At 57.9% G+C, this 19,425-nt stretch carries 17 protein-coding genes; 8 read left to right on the top strand and 9 right to left on the bottom strand.

Features of this window, described 5'->3' with window-relative positions; translation table 11 throughout:
* The first annotated feature begins 8 nt into the window (after window positions 1–8).
* Window positions 9–2,171 (top strand): protein-disulfide reductase DsbD family protein, encoded by a 2,163-nt coding sequence (locus AC0V6W_RS03555; protein ID WP_486151457.1) that lies wholly within the window; start codon window positions 9–11, stop codon window positions 2,169–2,171.
* Here AC0V6W_RS03555 and AC0V6W_RS03550 read toward each other — a convergent pair.
* The 3 genes from AC0V6W_RS03550 to uvrB are packed head-to-tail and all read right to left on the bottom strand — an operon-like array spanning window position 2,056 to window position 6,515.
* A complete protein-coding gene (locus tag AC0V6W_RS03550; protein ID WP_486147213.1) occupies window positions 2,056–2,757 on the bottom strand; it encodes a hypothetical protein in 702 nt (233 codons plus the stop codon). The genes AC0V6W_RS03555 and AC0V6W_RS03550 overlap by 116 nt on opposite strands.
* On the bottom strand, window positions 2,754–4,271 hold the full coding sequence (locus AC0V6W_RS03545; RefSeq protein ID WP_486147211.1) for a S10 family peptidase: 1,518 nt from the start codon (window positions 4,269–4,271) through the stop codon (window positions 2,754–2,756). Before AC0V6W_RS03545 ends, AC0V6W_RS03550 begins: the two co-directional genes overlap by 4 nt.
* Before the next feature lie 48 nt (window positions 4,272–4,319).
* Window positions 4,320–6,515, bottom strand: a complete 2,196-nt coding sequence (uvrB, locus tag AC0V6W_RS03540; RefSeq protein WP_486151455.1) for an excinuclease ABC subunit UvrB — start codon at window positions 6,513–6,515, stop codon at window positions 4,320–4,322.
* 110 nt (window positions 6,516–6,625) lie between these two features.
* Here uvrB and AC0V6W_RS03535 point away from each other — a divergent pair, with 110 nt between their 5' ends.
* From AC0V6W_RS03535 to AC0V6W_RS03505, 7 genes are all read left to right on the top strand, one after another.
* Complete coding sequence (locus AC0V6W_RS03535) at window positions 6,626–7,165, top strand: DUF3617 domain-containing protein (RefSeq protein WP_486147209.1); 540 nt, start codon at window positions 6,626–6,628, stop codon at window positions 7,163–7,165.
* A gap of 84 nt (window positions 7,166–7,249) precedes the next feature.
* A complete protein-coding gene (locus AC0V6W_RS03530) occupies window positions 7,250–8,047 on the top strand; it encodes an esterase/lipase family protein (protein WP_486147207.1) in 798 nt (265 codons plus the stop codon).
* A gap of 79 nt (window positions 8,048–8,126) precedes the next feature.
* Window positions 8,127–9,578: a circularly permuted type 2 ATP-grasp protein gene (locus AC0V6W_RS03525; protein WP_486147205.1), complete on the top strand. Its 1,452-nt coding sequence runs from the start codon at window positions 8,127–8,129 to the stop codon at window positions 9,576–9,578.
* Window positions 9,579–9,594: 16 nt separating this feature from the next.
* Complete coding sequence (locus AC0V6W_RS03520) at window positions 9,595–10,539, top strand: alpha-E domain-containing protein (protein ID WP_486147203.1); 945 nt, start codon at window positions 9,595–9,597, stop codon at window positions 10,537–10,539.
* Window positions 10,540–10,550: 11 nt separating this feature from the next.
* The gene (locus tag AC0V6W_RS03515) at window positions 10,551–11,375 is read left to right on the top strand and encodes a transglutaminase family protein (protein ID WP_486147201.1); all 825 of its coding nucleotides are present in this window, start codon (window positions 10,551–10,553) and stop codon (window positions 11,373–11,375) included.
* Complete coding sequence (locus AC0V6W_RS03510; protein WP_486147199.1) at window positions 11,372–12,106, top strand: proteasome-type protease; 735 nt, start codon at window positions 11,372–11,374, stop codon at window positions 12,104–12,106. Before AC0V6W_RS03515 ends, AC0V6W_RS03510 begins: the two co-directional genes overlap by 4 nt.
* Window positions 12,107–12,280: 174 nt before the next feature.
* Entirely contained in the window at window positions 12,281–12,901 is a 621-nt protein-coding gene (locus AC0V6W_RS03505) for a response regulator transcription factor (RefSeq protein ID WP_486147197.1), read from the top strand.
* 209 nt (window positions 12,902–13,110) lie between these two features.
* On the opposite strand, the gene AC0V6W_RS03500 is transcribed toward AC0V6W_RS03505, so the two are convergent.
* The 6 genes from AC0V6W_RS03500 to typA form a co-directional block, all read right to left on the bottom strand.
* The gene (locus tag AC0V6W_RS03500; protein WP_486147195.1) at window positions 13,111–13,848 is read right to left on the bottom strand and encodes an extensin family protein; all 738 of its coding nucleotides are present in this window, start codon (window positions 13,846–13,848) and stop codon (window positions 13,111–13,113) included.
* A gap of 80 nt (window positions 13,849–13,928) precedes the next feature.
* Entirely contained in the window at window positions 13,929–14,330 is a 402-nt protein-coding gene (locus tag AC0V6W_RS03495) for a VOC family protein (RefSeq protein WP_486147193.1), read from the bottom strand.
* Window positions 14,331–14,388: 58 nt separating this feature from the next.
* The gene (locus tag AC0V6W_RS03490) at window positions 14,389–15,108 is read right to left on the bottom strand and encodes a cytochrome c biogenesis CcdA family protein (RefSeq protein ID WP_486147191.1); all 720 of its coding nucleotides are present in this window, start codon (window positions 15,106–15,108) and stop codon (window positions 14,389–14,391) included.
* Between the two features lie 23 nt (window positions 15,109–15,131).
* Window positions 15,132–15,533: a thioredoxin family protein gene (locus tag AC0V6W_RS03485; RefSeq protein WP_486147189.1), complete on the bottom strand. Its 402-nt coding sequence runs from the start codon at window positions 15,531–15,533 to the stop codon at window positions 15,132–15,134.
* Between the two features lie 107 nt (window positions 15,534–15,640).
* On the bottom strand, window positions 15,641–17,458 hold the full coding sequence (locus tag AC0V6W_RS03480; protein WP_486147187.1) for a gamma-glutamyltransferase family protein: 1,818 nt from the start codon (window positions 17,456–17,458) through the stop codon (window positions 15,641–15,643).
* A gap of 109 nt (window positions 17,459–17,567) precedes the next feature.
* Window positions 17,568–19,403 carry a translational GTPase TypA gene (gene typA / locus AC0V6W_RS03475; RefSeq protein ID WP_486147185.1) on the bottom strand — a complete coding sequence of 612 codons (1,836 nt, stop codon included), beginning with the start codon at window positions 19,401–19,403 and terminating at the stop codon, window positions 17,568–17,570.
* Window positions 19,404–19,425 lie beyond the last annotated feature (22 nt).

The following is a 19,425-nucleotide window of genomic DNA, read 5'->3' as shown; positions in this document are numbered from 1 at the left end:
ACGCAAGAATGTTCGCCCCTCTCATCCGTTACTTCGCTGCATGGTGCTTTGCATTGTGTGCATCGCTGGCGCTGTCCTTACCTATCGCCGCGCCGCTGCGCGCTCAGGAGCAGCCAGCCGAAGTTACGAAAGAGGCGCGCTTTGGCGATGCGAATATCGCAGCTGCGCTTTATGCTGATGGCCTGCCCAAAGCGGGTGAGGAATGGATGCTTGCGCTGCGGTTCACTCCAAGCGCACCCGAATGGCACGGATATTGGTCCAATCCGGGTGATGCGGGGCTGGGGATGCAGGTGAAGCTGAACCTGCCCGAGGGCTGGCAAATGGGAGAGGCGCTTTACCCCGTGCCCCAGCGCCTGATGATCGGCGATTTGATGAACCACATTTACGAAGGGCAATATGCCGTGCTGATCCCGGTGCGCGTGCCTGATGATGCGGATGTCGAAGGCGTAACGGGAGTAAGCGGCTTTGCCGATTACCTCGCCTGCACCGACGAAGTGTGCGTGCCTCAGGATGCGGTTTTGCAAGCGCGCCAGGGCGGCGATTTTGCTCGCTGGCGCGCGAGTATCGCGCCGCAGCTTAGCGCAGACACACGCTTTGAAGTGAGCAGCGGCAATCTAAGGCTCGCCATACCCCTGCCGCAAAGCGTCGAGCTGCCTGATCCGCATGTCTTTATCGCCAATGCGCGGCTTGTGGATTACCCCCCGTTTCAGACTTTCCGGCGTTCAGGCGATATGCTGACGGCCACCATTCCGCTTGCTGAATATGGCGGCGAAACGCCCAGCGCTGTATCGGGAATTGTCTCGTTTGGGAGCGGAGACGGGGTCGCTTTTACCGCGGTCCCCGGCACGGTGCCGGTAGGCGGTGCAGTGCTTGTGAACATGAACAGCGCGCAAGGGGGCACGCCGCCCTTATGGACGCTGATTTTGGGCGCTCTTGTTGGCGGGCTTATCCTCAACATCATGCCTTGTGTGTTTCCCATCCTCAGCCTGAAAGCGATTGCCTTGGCGCGGGCTGGCGGAAGTGAGGCCGAAGCGCGGATCGAAGGTTTTGCTTATACCGCAGGCGTAGTGCTGGCCTGCGTTGCGCTGGGCGGCACCATGCTGGCTTTGCGCGCGGCGGGCGAGCAGGTGGGATGGGCGTTTCAATTGCAAAGCCCCGGCGTCGTGGTGCTGCTGCTCGTGCTGGCCGCTGCGATCACCGCAAACTTTGGCGGCTTGTTTGAGCTGCCCTCATTCGGATCAAGTGCTAGTCCGAGAAAAGGCGCAGGCGGCGCGTTTGCAACAGGATTGCTCGCCGCCTTCGCTGCCACACCGTGCACAGGGCCATTTATGGCCGCAGCCATGGGCGCAGCGCTGCTGCTGCCTGCGGGGCAAGCGCTGTTGCTTTTTGCGCTGCTTGGGCTTGGCCTTGCTTTGCCGTTTCTGCTGATCGGTTTAGTGCCCGCATTTCGCCGGATGCTGCCCAAGCCCGGCGCGTGGATGGACACATTCCGCCGCGTGATGGCAATCCCGATGGGACTGACTGCATTGGCGCTTGTCTGGCTGGTCACGCAGATTGGCGGCAGATATTTCGCAGGTGCAGCGCTGCTGCTTGTCTTTGGCGTGATTTTGGGCTTGTGGGCGACCGGCCAGTTGCAGCGGCGCGGCAAGATGGCATGGCCCGCATTCGCTCTGATCGCAGCGCCATTCGCCGCGTTTGCGGCCATTGCAATGCCCTCGCTTTATGCCAAGCCGTCAGGCGAAATTGCGCAATCGCTGTTGGAACCGCAGAAATTCTCGCCCGAAGCTTTGGCTGAGGCGCGCGCTTCGGGTCGGCCAGTGTTTGTGTGGTTTACTGCCGATTGGTGCGTCACTTGCAAAGTCAATGAGAGCATCGCGATAGAACGCGAAGCCACGGCAAAGGCTTTCAAGGATGCGGGCGTCATCGCGATTGTCGGCGATTGGACGCAGAGCGATGAGGCCATCACTATGTTCCTGACGCAGCAGGGCGCAGCAGGGGTGCCGCTTTACCTGTGGTATGAGCCGGGCGCAGAGGCCGAGCAATTGCCGCAGGTTCTCACTCAGGATCTTCTGGTGGAGAAGGCTCAGGCGTATGAGTTTCGGGCTGGTCAGACTCGGGCAGGTCAGGCTGAGGCGGCTGAAGCTCAGGCTCAGGCTCAACCTCAGCCATAATCTCAAGCTCAGGCACAGGTTCAAGCTCAGGCGCTTCCAGCTCGGGCGTGTCATTTTCAGACGTTTCAGTCAAAGGCCGGACGCACGCAGCAATAAGCTGTCCGGGGCGCGGGCTTGCGTTAAGCTCCACCATGCCTGCCCCTGGTATCGTGGCGGTGACTTTGCGCGGACCGATCAGCGGCTCGATATTGCGATCGCTTGCCGCCACTCGCCCGCGCCAATGGCGGCTTTTGCCAAGCTCTACCGCGTCCACTTCGATCCGCCCAATCGCGCCATTGCCAACCAGCGCCAGCAGCGCCTGCGCGCCTTCATCAGCAGGGGCCATGCGAGTGATCTCGATCATCGCTTCGCCCGCATCATCCCTGCATTCGAGCGCCATTAAAGCAGGCTCCTCAGGCACACCGTAGATGATCCGGCCCGCTGTCTGGCTGGATACCCAGATCGCACCTTCCACATCAGGTGAGGGCAGGGGAGCAGAAGCAAAGACCGGCTCTGCCTCAGGCATTTCGCGCACCAGCGCCGCATCACCAGGGGGCGGCTTGCACCCCGATGCGGCCAGCATCAAACACAGCGCAAAGCGTTTCATCGCGCGCGGATAAAGCGGCGCAAATCCTGGCTGAGTTTGCGGCGGTCCTCATCGCGGACATACATCATGTGGCCCGCATCGTAATATTCATAAGTCACCCTGTCCTGCGGGATACCCATGCGGTTGAGCGAATATTCCGCGCCAAAAAACGGGGTCGCAAAATCATACCAACCTTGCGCGTTGAAAACGCGAAGCTGCGAGTTTTGCCGCATCGCCTTGCCGATAAATGGCGCGACGTTGAGATAGGCATTGCGCTGCCAGCCAGACCCGCCCAGCGACCAATCCCAGTTCGCCCCCGGCTCGCGCCCGATCGAATTGTAAGGGCGATCCGTTTCAAAGCCCAATCCTTCGCGCGCCCACTGATTGACTGAGGCGGTATAGCCTGCATCAATGCCGTAAAAGCTGGGGTCGGCATCGGGAAATTCGCCCGCATTGTCATAATCGCTGCCAGTATACCGCGCATCCAAACGGCCAATGGTTAGCCCTCTATCGCGCAGCAGTTCTTTGTAGAAACGCTGCGAGGTAACGCGCAGATTGGCGCGGTCGAGATATTCTTCGGACAGGCCGGTTAACTGCGCCATGCGCGCGCGCACCGCGGCCCGTTCGTCGCCGGGCAAGTCCTGCCCTTTGAGCAGCGCGGCGGCGAACGGCCCGATGGCAAACTCGCGCGCTTCCTGCACAATTTCCTCAACCGAGGCGCCTTGCGCTTTGCCATGATAGTGCGCGGCTGCCGCCATATTGGGGAGCGTCACGATATAGGCCATTTCATTGCCCGGCGTCGGTTCGCGTGCAGCAAAATCGAGGATGGTTGAAATCAGGATGAGACCGTTCAGCCCGACATCGTTATAAGTCGAACCTTCCAGTTCATCGACAACCATCGCGGTGCGCGTGGTGCCATAGCTTTCCCCGCCCAGATATTTGGGGCTGGACCAGCGGCCATTGTCATTGATCCACCGCCGGATAACCTCGGCAACCGCTCGCGCGTCCTGGCGAAGTCCGTAATACTTCTTTTTATCAGTGCCCTGTGTAAGATAGCTAAAGCCTGTTCCCGGCGGATCTATAAACACCAAATCAGCCACATCGAGCAGACTGTCAGGATTGTCGAGCAGCGGATAGGGCGGGGCGCCATCATCGCGGGCATCAGAGGGAATTGCGACGCGTTTGGGGCCAAAGGCGCCCATCTGCAACCAAACAGACCCGGAGCCGGGGCCGCCATTATAAATGAAGAACACCGGCCGCGAAGCATCGCGCGGGGTCTTTACATAAGAAGTGGTGACAATGACGGCTTCTTGCTTGCCACCATCGCCCGAAAGGATCGTCTCGGCAATGGTCGCGGTGTAGGGCACTCGCACACCGCCAAATGTACCGGTAAGGTTGCGCGTCTTCACCTGCGGCGTGATGGTGGCGGCAGCAGCAGCTTTGCCCGCGCCATTTGCATGGTCATCGGCAAAGGCTGGACTGGCGGCATAGGCGATAGCAGCGGCGGAAAAAGCGCTGAGAATGGTTTTGGTCATGGCTGCGATGATTGGCACTCAATCAGGCTTGCTTCAAGAGTTAAGCGCTCAAGGCTTGCCGCCCATGAACTTTGTTCGCTTTTTGCCGTAACGGGTCTTGCGCGTGCCGGGGCGGCCCGCGTCTGAGCGGCCGACTTTAGGCGCTTTTTTCTCGCCATCTGGCAGGCCAAGTTCATCATTCTCCAACCGCCGGATTTCATCGCGCAATCGCCCGGCCTCTTCGAATTCGAGATTGGCAGCGGCATCGCGCATGCGCTTTTCGAGGTCTTCGATATAGGCGCGCAGATTGTGGCCGACGAGATTGTTGACCTCCTCATCGCCTGTATCAACGGTGACGCCGTCTTGCGCGGCTGAATGCGCGACGATGTCTGCAATGTCGCGTTTGATCGTGGCTGGCGTGATGCCGTGTTCTTTGTTGTAGGCCTTTTGCTTTTCGCGGCGGCGATCGGTTTCGGCCATGGCGCGTTCCATGCTGCCGGTTATCCGGTCTGCGTAAAGGATGACTTTGCCATCGACATTGCGCGCGGCGCGGCCAATCGTCTGGACCAGAGATGTTTCCGAACGCAGGAAACCTTCCTTGTCCGCATCCAAAATAGCGACCAGCCCGCATTCAGGAATATCGAGCCCCTCGCGCAGCAGGTTGATCCCGATCAGCACATCATACACGCCAAGGCGCAGATCGCGGATCAGCTCGATGCGTTCCAGCGTCTCGACGTCGGAATGCATATAGCGCACTCGCACACCGGCCTCGTGCATAAACTCGGTGAGGTCTTCGGCCATGCGTTTGGTAAGAGTGGTGACGAGAGTTCGATACCCTTTTTTGGCCGTGGCAAGGCATTCCTGAATGCAATCCTGCACCTGATCTTCGACCGGGCGGATTTCAACGGGCGGATCGATCAGGCCTGTGGGGCGGATCACCTGTTCGGCAAACACGCCGCCCGTTTGCTCCATTTCCCAATTGCCGGGCGTGGCGCTGACGGCAAAGGTTTGCGGGCGCATCGCGTCCCATTCATTGAAGCGAAGCGGGCGGTTGTCGATGCAACTGGGCAGGCGGAACCCGTGCTCTGCCAAGGTGATTTTGCGCCGGTGATCGCCTTTCGACATCGCGCCGATCTGGGGCACGGTCTGGTGGCTTTCATCGACGAACAATAAGGCGTTTTCGGGCAGATATTCAAACAGAGTTGGCGGCGGTTCGCCTGGAATGCGGCCCGTTAGAAAGCGGGAATAGTTTTCAATCCCGGCGCAGCTTCCCGTCGCCGCGATCATCTCAAGGTCGAAATTGGTCCGCTGTTCAAGGCGCTGATGTTCCAGCAATTTGCCTTCCGCCTCCAACTCTTTCAGCCGCTCTGCAAGCTCAAACCGGATCGCATCTGCCGCCTGTTTCATCGTCGGGCCGGGCGTCACATAGTGCGAATTGGCATAGACGCGCACGGTTTCCAGCGCAGCGCCCGTCTGCCCTGTCAGCGGATCAAATTCGCTGATCCCTTCGATGTCGTCGCCGAAGAAACTGATGCGCCATGCCATGTCTTCATAGTGGCTGGGATAAATCTCCAGATTGTCGCCTCGCACTCTGAATGTGCCGCGCTGAAAGGCGGCATCGTTGCGCTTGTATTGCAGCGAGACAAGCTTGCGGATCAATTCGCGCTGATCGACGACATCGCCCACTTTGATGTCGAAAATCATCGCCGAATAGGTCTCGACAGAGCCGATACCGTAAAGGCACGAAACAGAAGCGACGATAATCACGTCATCGCGTTCCAGAAGGGACCGCGTGGCCGAATGGCGCATCCGGTCAATCGCCTCGTTCACCGAGGATTCTTTTTCGATGTAAGTGTCGGAGCGCGGCACATAGGCTTCGGGCTGGTAATAGTCGTAATAGCTGACGAAATATTCGACCGCATTGTTCGGGAAAAAGCTTTTGAACTCGCCGTAAAGCTGTGCGGCCAGGATCTTGTTGGGCGCCAGGATCAGGGCAGGGCGCTGCAATTCCTCGATCACTTTGGCCATGGTGAATGTCTTGCCCGAACCTGTGACCCCCAAAAGGGTCTGCGTCTTTTCATCCTCGCGCGCGCCTGCGACGAGCTCTGTAATGGCGGTGGGCTGATCGCCTGCCGGTTGATAGTCCGAGACAAGCTCGAACCGTTTGCCCGGCATCGACTTTTCAGGCCGGGCTGGGCGGTGCGGGGTGAATTCTTCGCCGGTTTCCGGTTCTTCAAGACCGCGGCGGATGACGAGTTCTGACATGGCACCTGATATGAGGAGCAAAGCGGCCATTGTGAAGTGCGCTATGTGCCCCTAGCGTCCCTACCGAAGAGCGGATCATCACGGGATCTCGCCAATGGAGGGAACATTACATGAAGAAATTCGCGACAATCAGCATCTTGGCGCTGGCACTTTCAGCATGCGGCGGCGGCGCAACCGATGCAGATGCGGACGGCGATGGCGAAGTCACGTCCGAAGAAGTGAACGCAGCGGTTGCAGCAGCAGGCGATGATATAAAACCCGAGCCAGGCAAATACAAAGCGACGATGAGCGTCGTTAAAGCCGAGATCACCGGTGCGCCGCCTGAAATGCAGGAAATGATGAAATCGGCCATGAGCACGACAACAGAGTTTTGTCTGACCCCGGAAAAGGCAGAAGAAGGCTTCGAGAAATCGCTGACTGAGGGTCAAGATGGCTGCACTACCAAAAGCTTCACCATTGATGGCGGTGATCTCGACATGGCGATGAGCTGTGCGCAGGGCGAGGGCACGATGGAGATGACCATGAAAGGCAATGTGTCGCCCACCCGTTCGGAAATGAAAATGACGATGAAAGGCAATATGGCCGGAATGGGTGATGCTGACATCGAAATGGATATGACGCAGGAACGCATTGGCGATTGCGATTCCTGATTGGAATTGGGTGAGGGCGGAACCTTAAGCCTACCTGACACCGACTTCACGGGGCATTCAGCGCGCTGCTTTAGCTGTGGCTGAATGTCCCGTTACAAGTCTCTCTCGCAGTTTTCCGAAACCCGCATCGCGGCCACTTGGTCCGATAGCGAACTCGGCCGGCGGCTTGCACTCGCGTTTGAGCCGGCTTTCGGCGACGAAGCGGGTAAGCCTCAGCTCATCAGCCTGCTGCGCGAGCTTGATCTGCTGGTCGAACCTGCACGCCGCCCGTTTCGCAATCTGAAAGTTTCGCGCGCGGCCAATCCGCAAACGGTGATGATCCTGCCCGGTTTCGCGACCCCGCCGCGCCGGATGCGCTATCTTGCGCAGCAATTGGAGCGAGCCGGCCACACGGCAAAGCAATGGGGAGCAGGGTTCAACTGGGGCCCGACCGAAGCGCGGTTTGCGCTGCTCGAAAACCGGCTTATCCAGCTGCATGCGGCGACAGGGGCCAAGATCGTTTTGCTTGGGTGGAGCCTGGGCGGGATTTTTGCGCGCGAACTGGCCAAGCGGCATCCTGACAAAGTGTCCAAGGTTATCACTATGGGTTCGCCGTTTTCGGGCAGTCCGCGGGCCAACAATTTGTGGCGTATCTATCAATTCATCACAGGCTTTCGCGTGGATGACCCGCCGATTGAGGCGCATCTTGCACAAAAACCGCCGGTTGAAACCATTGCTCTGTGGAGCCCGCGCGATGGCGCAATTGCCCCGCATTGCGCAGCCGGATTGCCGGGCGAGCGTGATCGCGCAATCCGCGTGAACTGCACTCATAGCGGTTACAGGTACCACCCCGAGGCGGTTAATGCCGTTCTTGGGGAACTTGAGAGCCCAGCCGGGCATTAGGAAAGAGCGGTTTCCTTTTGGTCGAAGCTGGTTACAACGTGGGTCCGCACCGAATTTAATTTCAGACATGCGGGGGATCATGGCCGGCAAAGGCATCGACAGCAGCGGCAATTTTGACGAGATGCACGAGCCGGGCGGCGCGATCCGCTCTGCTTATTCCGATTATTGCGGTTGGCTGGATGAACAGGACGCGGCCTGGCTGAAACGCAAAAACGTCGAAGCGGATGACAGTTTCCGCCGCACTGGCATCACTTTCAATGTCTATGGCGAGGATGAAGCCGAAGAGCGGCTGATCCCGTTTGACATGGTGCCGCGCGTCATCACCGCAAGCGAATGGCGCAAGCTTACTCGCGGGATCGAACAGCGGGTGAAAGCGCTTAACTCGTTCCTTTACGACCTTTACCACCGGCAGGAAATCATTCGCGCGGGCCGCGTGCCCGAACGGCTGTTTCGCGATAACGAGGCATGGCTGTCCAATATGGTCGGCTTTACCCCGCCCGGCGGGATCTACACGCATATTGTCGGAATAGATCTGGTGCGCACCGGGCCGGATGAATGGTTTGTGCTCGAAGACAATGCCCGCACGCCTTCGGGTGTGTCGTATATGCTGGAAAACCGTGAGACGATGATGGGGATGTTCCCCGATCTGTTCAGCCGGGTGCCGGTGGAAACGGTCTCAAATTATCCGCGCCGCCTTGCTCGCTCGCTTGCCGCATGCGCGCCGCCGGGATGCGCGAATGGCAAAGGCGGCAAACCGCGCGTCGCTGTGCTGACGCCGGGCATCTACAATTCCGCTTATTTCGAACACGCTTTTCTGGCTGACCAGATGGGGGCAGAGCTGGTCGAAGGCAGCGATCTGCGCGTTGTCGATGGCAAAGTGCAAATGCGCACAACCCGCGGTTATCAGCCAATTGATGTGATCTATCGCCGGGTCGATGATGATTACCTTGATCCGCTGACGTTCGAACCTGACAGCGTGCTGGGCGTACCCGGCATTATGGATGTGTACCGCGCGGGCCAGATCACCATTGCCAATGCGCCGGGCACTGGCATCTGCGATGACAAGGCGATTTATTCCTTCATGCCGGAAATCGTTGAGTTTTATACAGGCGAAAAACCCCTGCTGCCCAATGTTCAGACTTGGCGCTGTGCGGATAAGGACAGTCTGGCCTATGTGCTCGACAATCTGGAAGAGCTGGTGGTCAAGGAAGTTCACGGTTCTGGTGGATATGGCATGCTGATCGGGCCAACCGCTTCCAAAAAGGAAATCCGCGAATTTCGCGACAAGCTGACCGCCAATCCGCAAAACTACATCGCGCAGCCAACTTTGGCGCTGTCAACATGCCCAATTTACACCAAGAAAGGGCTCGCCCCGCGCCATGTCGATTTGCGTCCATTTGTGCTGGTGTCGCCCGATGGAATTGACATCACGCCGGGCGGTCTGACCCGTGTTGCTCTGAAAAAGGGATCGCTGGTGGTCAATTCCAGTCAGGGCGGCGGCACCAAAGATACATGGGTGCTCAAAGACTGATGGCCAAGGAAATGCCATGCTAGGCCGGACTGCAAACGGATCCTTCTGGATGTTCCGCTATCTTGAGCGGGCCGAGAACACTGCGCGCTTGATCGAGGCGGGCCTGCGTATGGCTTTGACCAGAGACAGCGCAACCGCGCAGGATGAATGGCGCTCTGTCATCACGACGCTTGGGCTTCGGGCGCAGTATGAGGCTGCGCATGACAGCTATGATGGGCAGCAGGCGTGGAATTTCGTACTGCGCGACAATGCCAACCCGGCCAATGTACGTGCCATGTTCGGCGCTGTGCGCACCAATGCGCGGCTGGCACGAACCAGTATCTCAGGCGATGTCTGGGAAGCGGTCAATGAAAGCTGGATGAAGCTGGATAAGCTGCTCTCGCGCCCCGTCAGCCAGAGCGCGGTGGGCGATGTGGTCGCCACTATCCGCCGCGCAGGGATGCTGGTGCATGGCGCATTGGATGGCACGATGCTGCGCGATGAGGCGTTTCATTTCGCCCGCGCGGGCACTTTCATCGAACGCGGAGAAAGCACGGCGCGCATTCTCGACATGAAGTATTTCCTGCTTTTGCCTTCGCTTTCTTATGTCGGATCAAGTCTGGATACAGGGCAATGGGATCAGGTTCTGCGCTCAGTTGCCGGATCGCGGGCATACAGCTGGCTAAATCCCGGCCAGATCGAAGCGCGCGGCATTGTCGAATTTCTGGTGCTGGATGATCGCTTCCCGCGCAGCCTTGCCTTTTGCCGGTCTGCGGTGAGCACGCATCTTTCGGCTCTGTCGCGCCTGCATGGTATATCGGGCCAATGTCAGGACTTAATGCAGAACGGTGATATCCATCTGGCCGATCACACCGTTGACGATATTTTCGAGCGGGGCCTGCACGAATTCCTCGTTGATTTCATGAACAACAACGCAGCGATCGCGGATGCCATTGCCGAAGATTACCGGTTTCTGGCCTAAGGAATGACCCCATGAAATTGTCGATCCGCCATTCCACCCGCTACACATTTGGTCAGCCGGTAATCCACGCGCTCCAACGCCTGCGCCTGACGCCCAAGGCAACGCAGGGGCAAAACATCATCGATTGGACGATGACATACGAAAACGCGCGTGCTGAACTGGAATATGACGATCAGCATTTCAACACAGTCACGCTGATAGCGGTAGAGCCGGGTGCTTCGGTTGTGAATGTGACGTGCAGCGGGATGGTCGAAACGCTCGACAAGGCAGGCGTGATCGGGCGTCATTCAGGCCATCTGCCGCTTTGGACATTTCTGGGCCAGACCAAGCTGACCAAGCCGGGGCCGAAAATGCGCGCTTTGATGCGCGATGTTCCGGGGCCAGAAGCAGATGCGAAGCTCGATTACCTCCACGCTCTATCCGCCATGATCCGCGAACGCGTTGCTTATGAAACTGGTACCACGGGAGTTAAAACAACAGCCGAGGATGCTGTCGCGAATGAAACCGGTGTTTGTCAGGATCACACGCATATCTTTCTAGGCGCGGCGCGCGCAGCCGATATCCCTGCGCGCTATGTAAGCGGGTACCTGATGATGAATGACCGGGTCGAGCAAGACGCGACCCACGCCTGGGCCGAGGCGCATATTGATGGGCTGGGCTGGGTCGGGTTCGATATTTCCAACGGTATAAGTCCTGATCCGCGTTATGTCCGGGTTGCCACGGGCTGCGATTACCGCGATGCCGCGCCGGTGACAGGCATAAGCTTTGGCTCGATTGAGCAGATGCTGAGCGTCGATGTCACGGTTGAGCAGCAGAAAGAACAGGACAAGCAATGACCTATTGCGTTGGGATGGTGGTCGAAAAGGGCCTCGTCCTTATGAGCGATACCCGCACCAATTCGGGCGTCGACAACATCTCCACTTTTCGCAAGATGTTTTCCTGGCAAGTGCCCGGTGAACGGATGATTGCGGTGATGACTGCGGGCAATCTTGCGACCACGCAGGCCGTGGTAAGCCAGCTGGAAGAGCGGACCAAACAGCCCGAAGATCGCGAGACGACGCTGCTGAACGGATCGACCATGTTCAACGTCGTCACCGAAATCGGGCGGCTTTTGCGCTCGACCATTTCCGACGTGCAACAAGCCAACAATTCAAAGCGCTTCACCGCATCCATGATCGTTGCAGGCCAGATCAAAGGGATGGAACCGCGATTGTTCATGGTCTATCCCGAAGGCAATTTTATCGAGGCGAGCCTTGATACGCCTTTCTTCCAGATCGGAGAAACAAAGTACGGGCGGCCGATAATCCTGCGCGGTTATAATCGGGATATGAGCTTTGAAAGCGCGGTCAAACTGCTGATGGTGTCATTCGATTCCACATTGAAAGCAAACCTGTCTGTTGGCCTGCCTTTGGACCTGTTGGTGATTGGCAAAGATGAGTTTGCACCTGTGCATGAACACCGCATCACAGCCGAAGACGAGTATTTTGACACAATTTCATCGGGCTGGGGCGATGCTTTGCGCTCCGCTTTCGATTCGCTTCCTGATTACGATTTGAACACGAAATAGGGGTTCTTGCGTCCGTTAGTCTGCTGAGAAAATACTCGCAGCAAATAAAGGGTTCATTTTGGAGATTTATTTGTCTCTAGATCGCGGGGGTTTGTTGCATAGTTAACGGGCCATCACTCGATATCGGTTGAGACGTCGCGTGTCTTGGAGTGAAACTCGGTTCATTCCAAATGCATGTCACGCAAAGCAACCCTCCATTTCATAGACTCCTCCAGTCGGCATCGCGCTGAACTGGCCAGGGTCGGGTTCTCGCTAGGTCACCACTCAGAGGTTTACGGTGATCTGTCTGAATTGTCGGTTCACCCCCCACGAGAAGGTATCATCATCGCCCGTGACACTCCCGAAGAAGGCGGGGTCGCGATGAGCCTGGATCGGTTAAGCCGATTGGGCATATGGCTTCCGCTGATCGCGGTCGATGCTCAGCCAAGACCAGGCCGCATCGTCGAAGCAATCAAAGCAGGCGCGCTCGATTACCTCTCGTTACCGCTGGAAACGGAACGATTTGGGCGCTGTCTTGATCGGATCTCAAAAGAAGCTGAATTGTTCGGAGTGGCCCGTCGCCGCATGATCGAAGCGCGTGACCGGATCTCCAGCCTTTCGGGCCGTGAACGCGAAGTGCTCGATTGGCTTGCTGAAGGGAGCAGCAACAAAGTCATCGCACGGCAACTCGATATCAGCCCGCGGACCGTGGAAATTCACCGCGCCAATATGATGAACAAGCTGGGTGCGCGTCATGCAGCGGAAGCTGTGCGGCTCAAACTCGAAGCCAAATTGGAGCCAATTGTGAAAGCGTGACCTGCACATTCGTGTATGACAGGTTCAACGACAAGCAGACGACAGTTCACCAAACTGGGTCCCCCTCAAAAGGGCGATATGGCCTCGGCATCCTTCCCCCCTGTGGTGCCGGGGCCACTTTTTGTCTGGCATTTTGTCTTCATCTGACATTCGCTTTTCGCCTGACATTCAAAAGGGAAATTCAGGCTTAGGGGATCAGCACTTTCCCATTAGCGGCAGAATTTCGGCCCGGTCCCTTCAAAATGGAAGTGATCGGCATGGGCTCGGTTGTATTCGGGGCCAAGCACTGTGCCAAAACGTTTGCAGGCGCTGCGGTGGACGATACGCAAAAATTCGCGTTCCGCCGCCGTGCCGCTGTTCCAGTCCTGGCGCAGCACGATCCGCCGCCCGTCCGCCAGCACAAAACCGGATACGTCAATCGCTTCTGCGCGCGCATGAGCAGACCGGCGATTGGTCCCCGCCACATTTCGGCACGAATAGCTTCCCATCGTTTCAATCCGGGCAAGCGGGCTGCCAAGGATCTGGCGCGCTGCCCGGTCCACTCCGAACCGTGCCCAGGCAGAAAACGCCTTGGCCACATCGCATTTGACAGGGCCAAGTCCTGTTATCTCAAATTGTGATCCATCACCTGCCAACGCATCGAGCCGCACGGCTCCCAATTGGTTGCAACCGGGCGCTGCGTAAGTATCGGGCAGCGCGGAAAACCGCGCGCCTGTGGCGCTCAATTCTGAAATACACGCGGGCGCGCTCGAAGGCCCTCTTGCGCTTGATCCTGAGCCTGTGCCGAGGCCAACGCCGCTTCTGGCCGAGCCACTGTCAGAGCCGGGTCTTTGCGATGCGCTCCCGCGATCAGAGCCGTCACCAAACGGGATAAACCCGCCGCATCCCTGCAACGTGATGAGCGCGGCGGCCATCATGCCTGCTTTGAAGGTCTTTTTAAAAGCCATCGCTAGGCACTATCACGCACAAATAGTTAACAGCGCGCTAACCACGTTCGCGAGGCCCATAATGCGTTGTGCATCTCGCCTCAGCCTTCATCGCCGGGTAATTCTTCGGCCACTTGCTCCCAAAGCTCGATCTTGATCCCATTGGGATCAAGCAGCCAGGCGAACTTGCCATAGCCTTCATCGGCGCTACCCAGCACATCGACGCCTTTGGCTTTCAGTTTTTCAACCATGCCATCGACATCGTTGACGCGCAGATTGATCATAAACCCGCCTTTGCCCGGCTGGATATATTCATCATCGCTGAAATGGCTGATGAGCGAATAGGGGTTAGCTTTTGGCTCTTCGCTCCACGCCAGTTGCGGACCATAAGGGCCATCCACGCCCAGCACATCGCGATACCATTCGCGCGTCGCTGCCGTATCCTGCGCCACATAAAACACACCGCCAAGCCCGGTTACACGCGGTTCTGCTGCATTGCTCATTGCCTGATCTCCCTCTTCCTGCGTTCAACTATGAACCAAACATCACAATTGGCAAAGTTTAGAAGCGGGTCGTAAAGGCAATTACGCTGTCCGGCAGCGCATCGAGCAATGCGGTCTCGATCACTTTGTCGAACCCTGTCATGACCATCACCCCAACCAGCAGCAGCGCGAGGCCGAATAGCGGCTTTCCATATCTTGCCAGGTTAAGCAGGGTGCTGCGCCGTTCTCCCAAGGCTTTGCGCGAACCATAGGCGAAGGCCAGAATGGATGTCGCAACGCCAAGGCCAAAGGTGAGGAAAATCACAAGGCTAGAGGCAAGGTCTTCGCCAATGCTCGCCGCCGCAATCGCGGCGCCCAATGTCGGGCCAACGCACGGCGCCCACACTATGCCGAGCAGCAAGCCGGCGGCAAATTGTCCGTGCCAGCCATCACCGCTAATCTGCGCCAAACGCTGATTGCCGAAATTGGCGATGGGAGCAGCAGCAGCGCTGAGAGCGGCTTGCGCCCGCGGCACTAGCAGCACAGCGCCTGCGCCTGCAAGCAGCGCTCCTGCCATCAACCGCACAAACTGCTCATTGATGCCAAGCGAATAGCCGAACGCGATGACGGTAAAACCGAACAGCGTAAAGCTTGTCACCAATCCCCCCGCCAGCGCGAGCGGCCCGTACCTGCTTTTGCCCAGAGCCGAAGCGACAAGGATCGGGACAAGCGGCAGCACGCAGGGGTTAAGGATCGTCACAAGGCCCGCGGCGAAGGATAAGATGAGGCTGGAAAGCACGGCGCGCTAAGACTGCAAGAGGATCAAAGCGCGTCCAGAACCACTCGCCGAAGCTTGGCCCTGTCGGTTTGCGCGATGGAGCGAGCTTTTTCTGTCATCCCCTCAAACACCAGCACGGTTGATTGGCGGGGAACGCGATGCGCGCGCAAAAAGGCTTTCTCATCATCAAAGTTCACTTTGACAAACAGCACATCCTTGCTTTGTTTTTCAGTGCGAAGCTCTTCGAGGATGGGGGCCTGTGCCCGGCAAGTGGGGCACCAGTCGGCATACACATCGACCACAATGGTCTTGCCTTTCTTTTGCGCCATCATGAAATCGGCGGCATTATAGGTTTGCCAGCCATTGTTTGAAGCTTGCGCAGACAATTGCATAGCGCCAACCACAAGCGCCGCGATGGCTGCAATCAGCACGAAAAGACGAAACATATCAAAGACTCCAAACGGTAGAGGCCAGCATCAAGCCGGCGGGTTACTGTCTGGAGTTCGTCAGCCTCAAGGCGGCGGTTACAAAGCTTGGAAAAATGCTGTGAAGCTCAGTAACCTTGCGCTTGCCCGTCTTTGCGCATTTCGGTCGAGCCTTGCATTACGCCTGTTTCAGCGTCGCGCATAATCGCCTGATAGCCGCCGAACATGATGCCATTGGTGACCAGGCGGACATTATGACCCATGGCGGACAGCGCCTCGCGCGTGGCCTTGGGAATGCCGGGTTCGACATTCAGTGTGCCCAGATCATCGTCAATCGGCCCTGAAAGACTGTCTGTTGGCTGGCGTCCGCCATCATGATTGATGCGCGCGGCGTCGCCTGCTTCCTGCACATTCATCCCATAATCGGCGATGTTGATAAGCACCTGCACATGCCCCTGCGGCTGCATCCCGCCGCCCATCAGGCCAAGCGTCATATACGGCTTGCCATCCTTTTTGACGAAAGCCGGGATGATCGTGTGAAAGGGCCGCTTTGACGGCGCATAGGCATTGGGATGCGCGGGATCGAGGCTGAACAACTCGCCGCGATCCTGAAGCATAAAGCCCAGCCCATCGGGCACCAACCCGCCGCCCATGCCGCGATAATTGGACTGGATCAGGCTGACCATCAGGCCTTCGCCATCAACGACCGTCATATAGGTTGTGTCCCCCGGACCTTCCAATTTGGGTTCAGGCGCCGGATCGCCGGGATCGAATTTCGCGGTCGCTTTGTCAGGATCAATGAGGGCAAAGCGCTTTTTGCCATACTCTTCGCTGAGCAAGTCCATGGGGAAGCCTGCAAAGTCAGGATCGGCATAGAAGCGGGCGACATCGGCATGGGCGAGCCGTTTTGCCTCAGTGATGTAATGGATCACTTGCGGACTGCCGCGCTCCCACTGGGTAAGATCCACGTTTTTGAGGATATTGACCATTTGCAGCGCGGCGAAGCCTTGGCCGTTCGGCGGCAATTCGCACAGCTCATAACCCTTGTGATAGGCGGCGCAGGCGACATCGACCCATTCGCTGGTGTGAGCGGCAAAGTCTGCACGGGTATAAGCGCTGCCCTGACGTTGGAGGTAATCGACCATCACCTCGGCCAGAGGGCCATCATAGAACGCATCGCGGCCACCGCGCCCGATGGTTTCCAAGGTTGCGCCCAGATCGGGGTTGGTGAAGACATCGCCAGCTTTCGGTGCGCCGCCTGCAAAATAGGTCGCGCGGGCATTGTCGAACTCAAAATCCATGCTTTCGAGCCGGCGTTCATAGGCGCGCAGCGATCTGTTGAGATACATCGCGATGACAGGTGCGACAGGGTGCCCTTCGCGCGCATAGCGGACCGTGGGGGCCAGAATTTCGCTCATGGGTTTGGAGCCAAACCGGGCGTGCATAGTGAACCACGCATCAACGGTTCCCGGAATGGTAACAGGCAGCGCGCCCATGGGCGGAATGCTGCCCCGCGCACCCAGTTTTGCTTTCAATTGCGACAATGTCTGCCCCGATGGCGACCGGCCAGAGCCATTAAGACCGTAAAGCTCACCCGTTTTTGGGTCATAGATAATCGCAAAAAGATCGCCGCCAATCCCGTTGCCAGTCGGTTCCATCAGCCCAAGCGCTGCGTTCGCTGCAATCGCTGCGTCCACCGCATTGCCGCCATCTTTCAGGATATCGAGTGCAATTTGCGTAGCGAGCGGGTGCGCGGTTGCGGCCATGCCGTTCTGCGCAATAACCGGACTGCGCGACCAGGGCGCGCCAACAGGGCGGCCGCCTGGGCCGATTTGTTCAGCGATTGGGCGGGGAGCCTTGGTTTCCTCGGCGCTATCTTGAGCGGCAGCAGGATGTGCTGTGACAGCGAGCGAAAGGCAGGCAAGAGCGGCAAGGGTGATGCGCAACGCGTCTCTCCAAAAGAGTGTGTGCGCAAGCGCTAAATTGAAGAGCGGCTGCTGGCAAGAGAGCCGCCGCCAATCCCCTTGCTCAGGCGAGGAAGGCAGGGGGAGTGCCTTACCCTTCCTTCTTGCGCTTCGCTTTCTTGCGTTCGTGCGGACACAGCAGCGTTTTTCGCAGGCGGATGCTTTCGGGCGTCACCTCGACCATTTCATCTGTGTCGATATAGGCGATGGATTGTTCCAACGTCATCCGGCGGGGCGGGGTCAGACGAATGGCGTCATCCTTGCCCGTGGAGCGAACATTGGAAAGCTGCTTGGCTTTCATCGGGTTCACTTCCAGATCATCGGGCTTGGCGTTCTCGCCGATAATCATGCCTTCATAGACTTTCTGCGATGGGCCAACGAACATCTCGCCGCGCTCTTCGAGCATGTTGAGCGCATAAGCGTTGGATTCGCCGTCTCCGTTGGAAATCAGCACGCCATTGCTGCGGCCCTCGATTGCGCCTTTATAGGGGCCGTATTTTTCGAACAGACGGTTCATGATGCCTGTGCCGCGCGTGTCAGACAGAAACTCGCCGTGATACCCGATCAGCCCGCGCGATGGGGCGGAAAAAGTGATGCGGGTTTTGCCCTGGCCAGAGGGGCGCATTTCAGCAAGGTCGGCTTTTCGCTTTTGCATTTTTTCGACAACGGTGCCGGAATGTTCGTCATCCACGTCTATGACGACCGTTTCATAGGGTTCCATGCGCTGGCTGTCTTCTTCGCGGAACAACACTTTGGGGCGGCTAATGCCAAGCTCGAACCCTTCGCGGCGCATGGTTTCAATCAGCACGCCCAGCTGCAATTCGCCGCGGCCAGCCACTTCGAAGCTGTCCTTATCGGTGCTTTCGGTGATGCGGATTGCGACATTGGTTTCCGCCTCGCGGTTCAAGCGGTCGCGGATCATGCGGCTGGTCACCTTGCTGCCCTCGCGCCCTGCCAGCGGGCTATCGTTCACGGTAAAGCTCATGGCGAGCGTTGGCGGATCGATGGGCTGCGCAGCGATTGGTTCGGTCACGCTGGGGTCACAGATAGTGTTGGCGACGGTCGCTTTCTCCAACCCTGCAAGCGCAATGATATCGCCCGCGCTGGCGGTGTCGACCGGCACACGGTCGAGGCCATCGAAACTCATGAGCTTGGTCGCGCGCCCCACTTCGACCACATTTCCATCCATATCAATGGCATGGATCGGATCGTTCACATTGATTGTGCCCGATTGAACGCGTCCTGTCAGCACGCGGCCCATGAAGTTGTCGCGATCGAGCAAGGTAGCAAGGAAGCTGAACTTGCCATCTGTATCGAGACCAGGGGCAGGAACGTGGCTAGTGATCAATTCAAACAAAGGCGCCAGCGTGCCATCACGAGCGGTTTCATCATCGCTAGCATAGCCATCGCGGCCCGATGCCCACAGCGAGGGAAAATCGAGTTGTTCGTCATTGGCATCCAAAGAGGCAAACAGATCGAACACTTCATCGAGCACTTCTTGCGGGCGGCCATCGGGGCGGTCGATCTTGTTGACAACCACAATCGGGCGCAGGCCAAGGGCAAGCGCTTTACCAGTTACAAACTTGGTTTGCGGCATGGCGCCTTCTGCGCTGTCGACCAGCAGGATGACGCCATCGACCATGCTGAGAATGCGCTCCACCTCTGCGCCGAAATCAGCGTGACCGGGGGTGTCGACAATATTAATCCGGGTGGTGTTCCCATCTGCGCCTTCCCATTCGACGCTGGTGCATTTGGCAAGGATGGTGATCCCGCGCTCTTTTTCCAGATCGCCTGAATCCATCGCACGCTCTTCAACGCGCTGGTTCTCACGGAATGTGCCAGATTGGCGGAAAAGCTGATCGACCAAAGTGGTCTTGCCGTGGTCAACGTGCGCGATGATCGCGACATTGCGAAGGGATTGGGACATGACTGAATTGCTTTCGGGTGTA

Source organism: Erythrobacter sp. JB1-7 (assembly GCF_057365015.1).
This window is presented reverse-complemented; position numbering and strand designations above follow the sequence as displayed.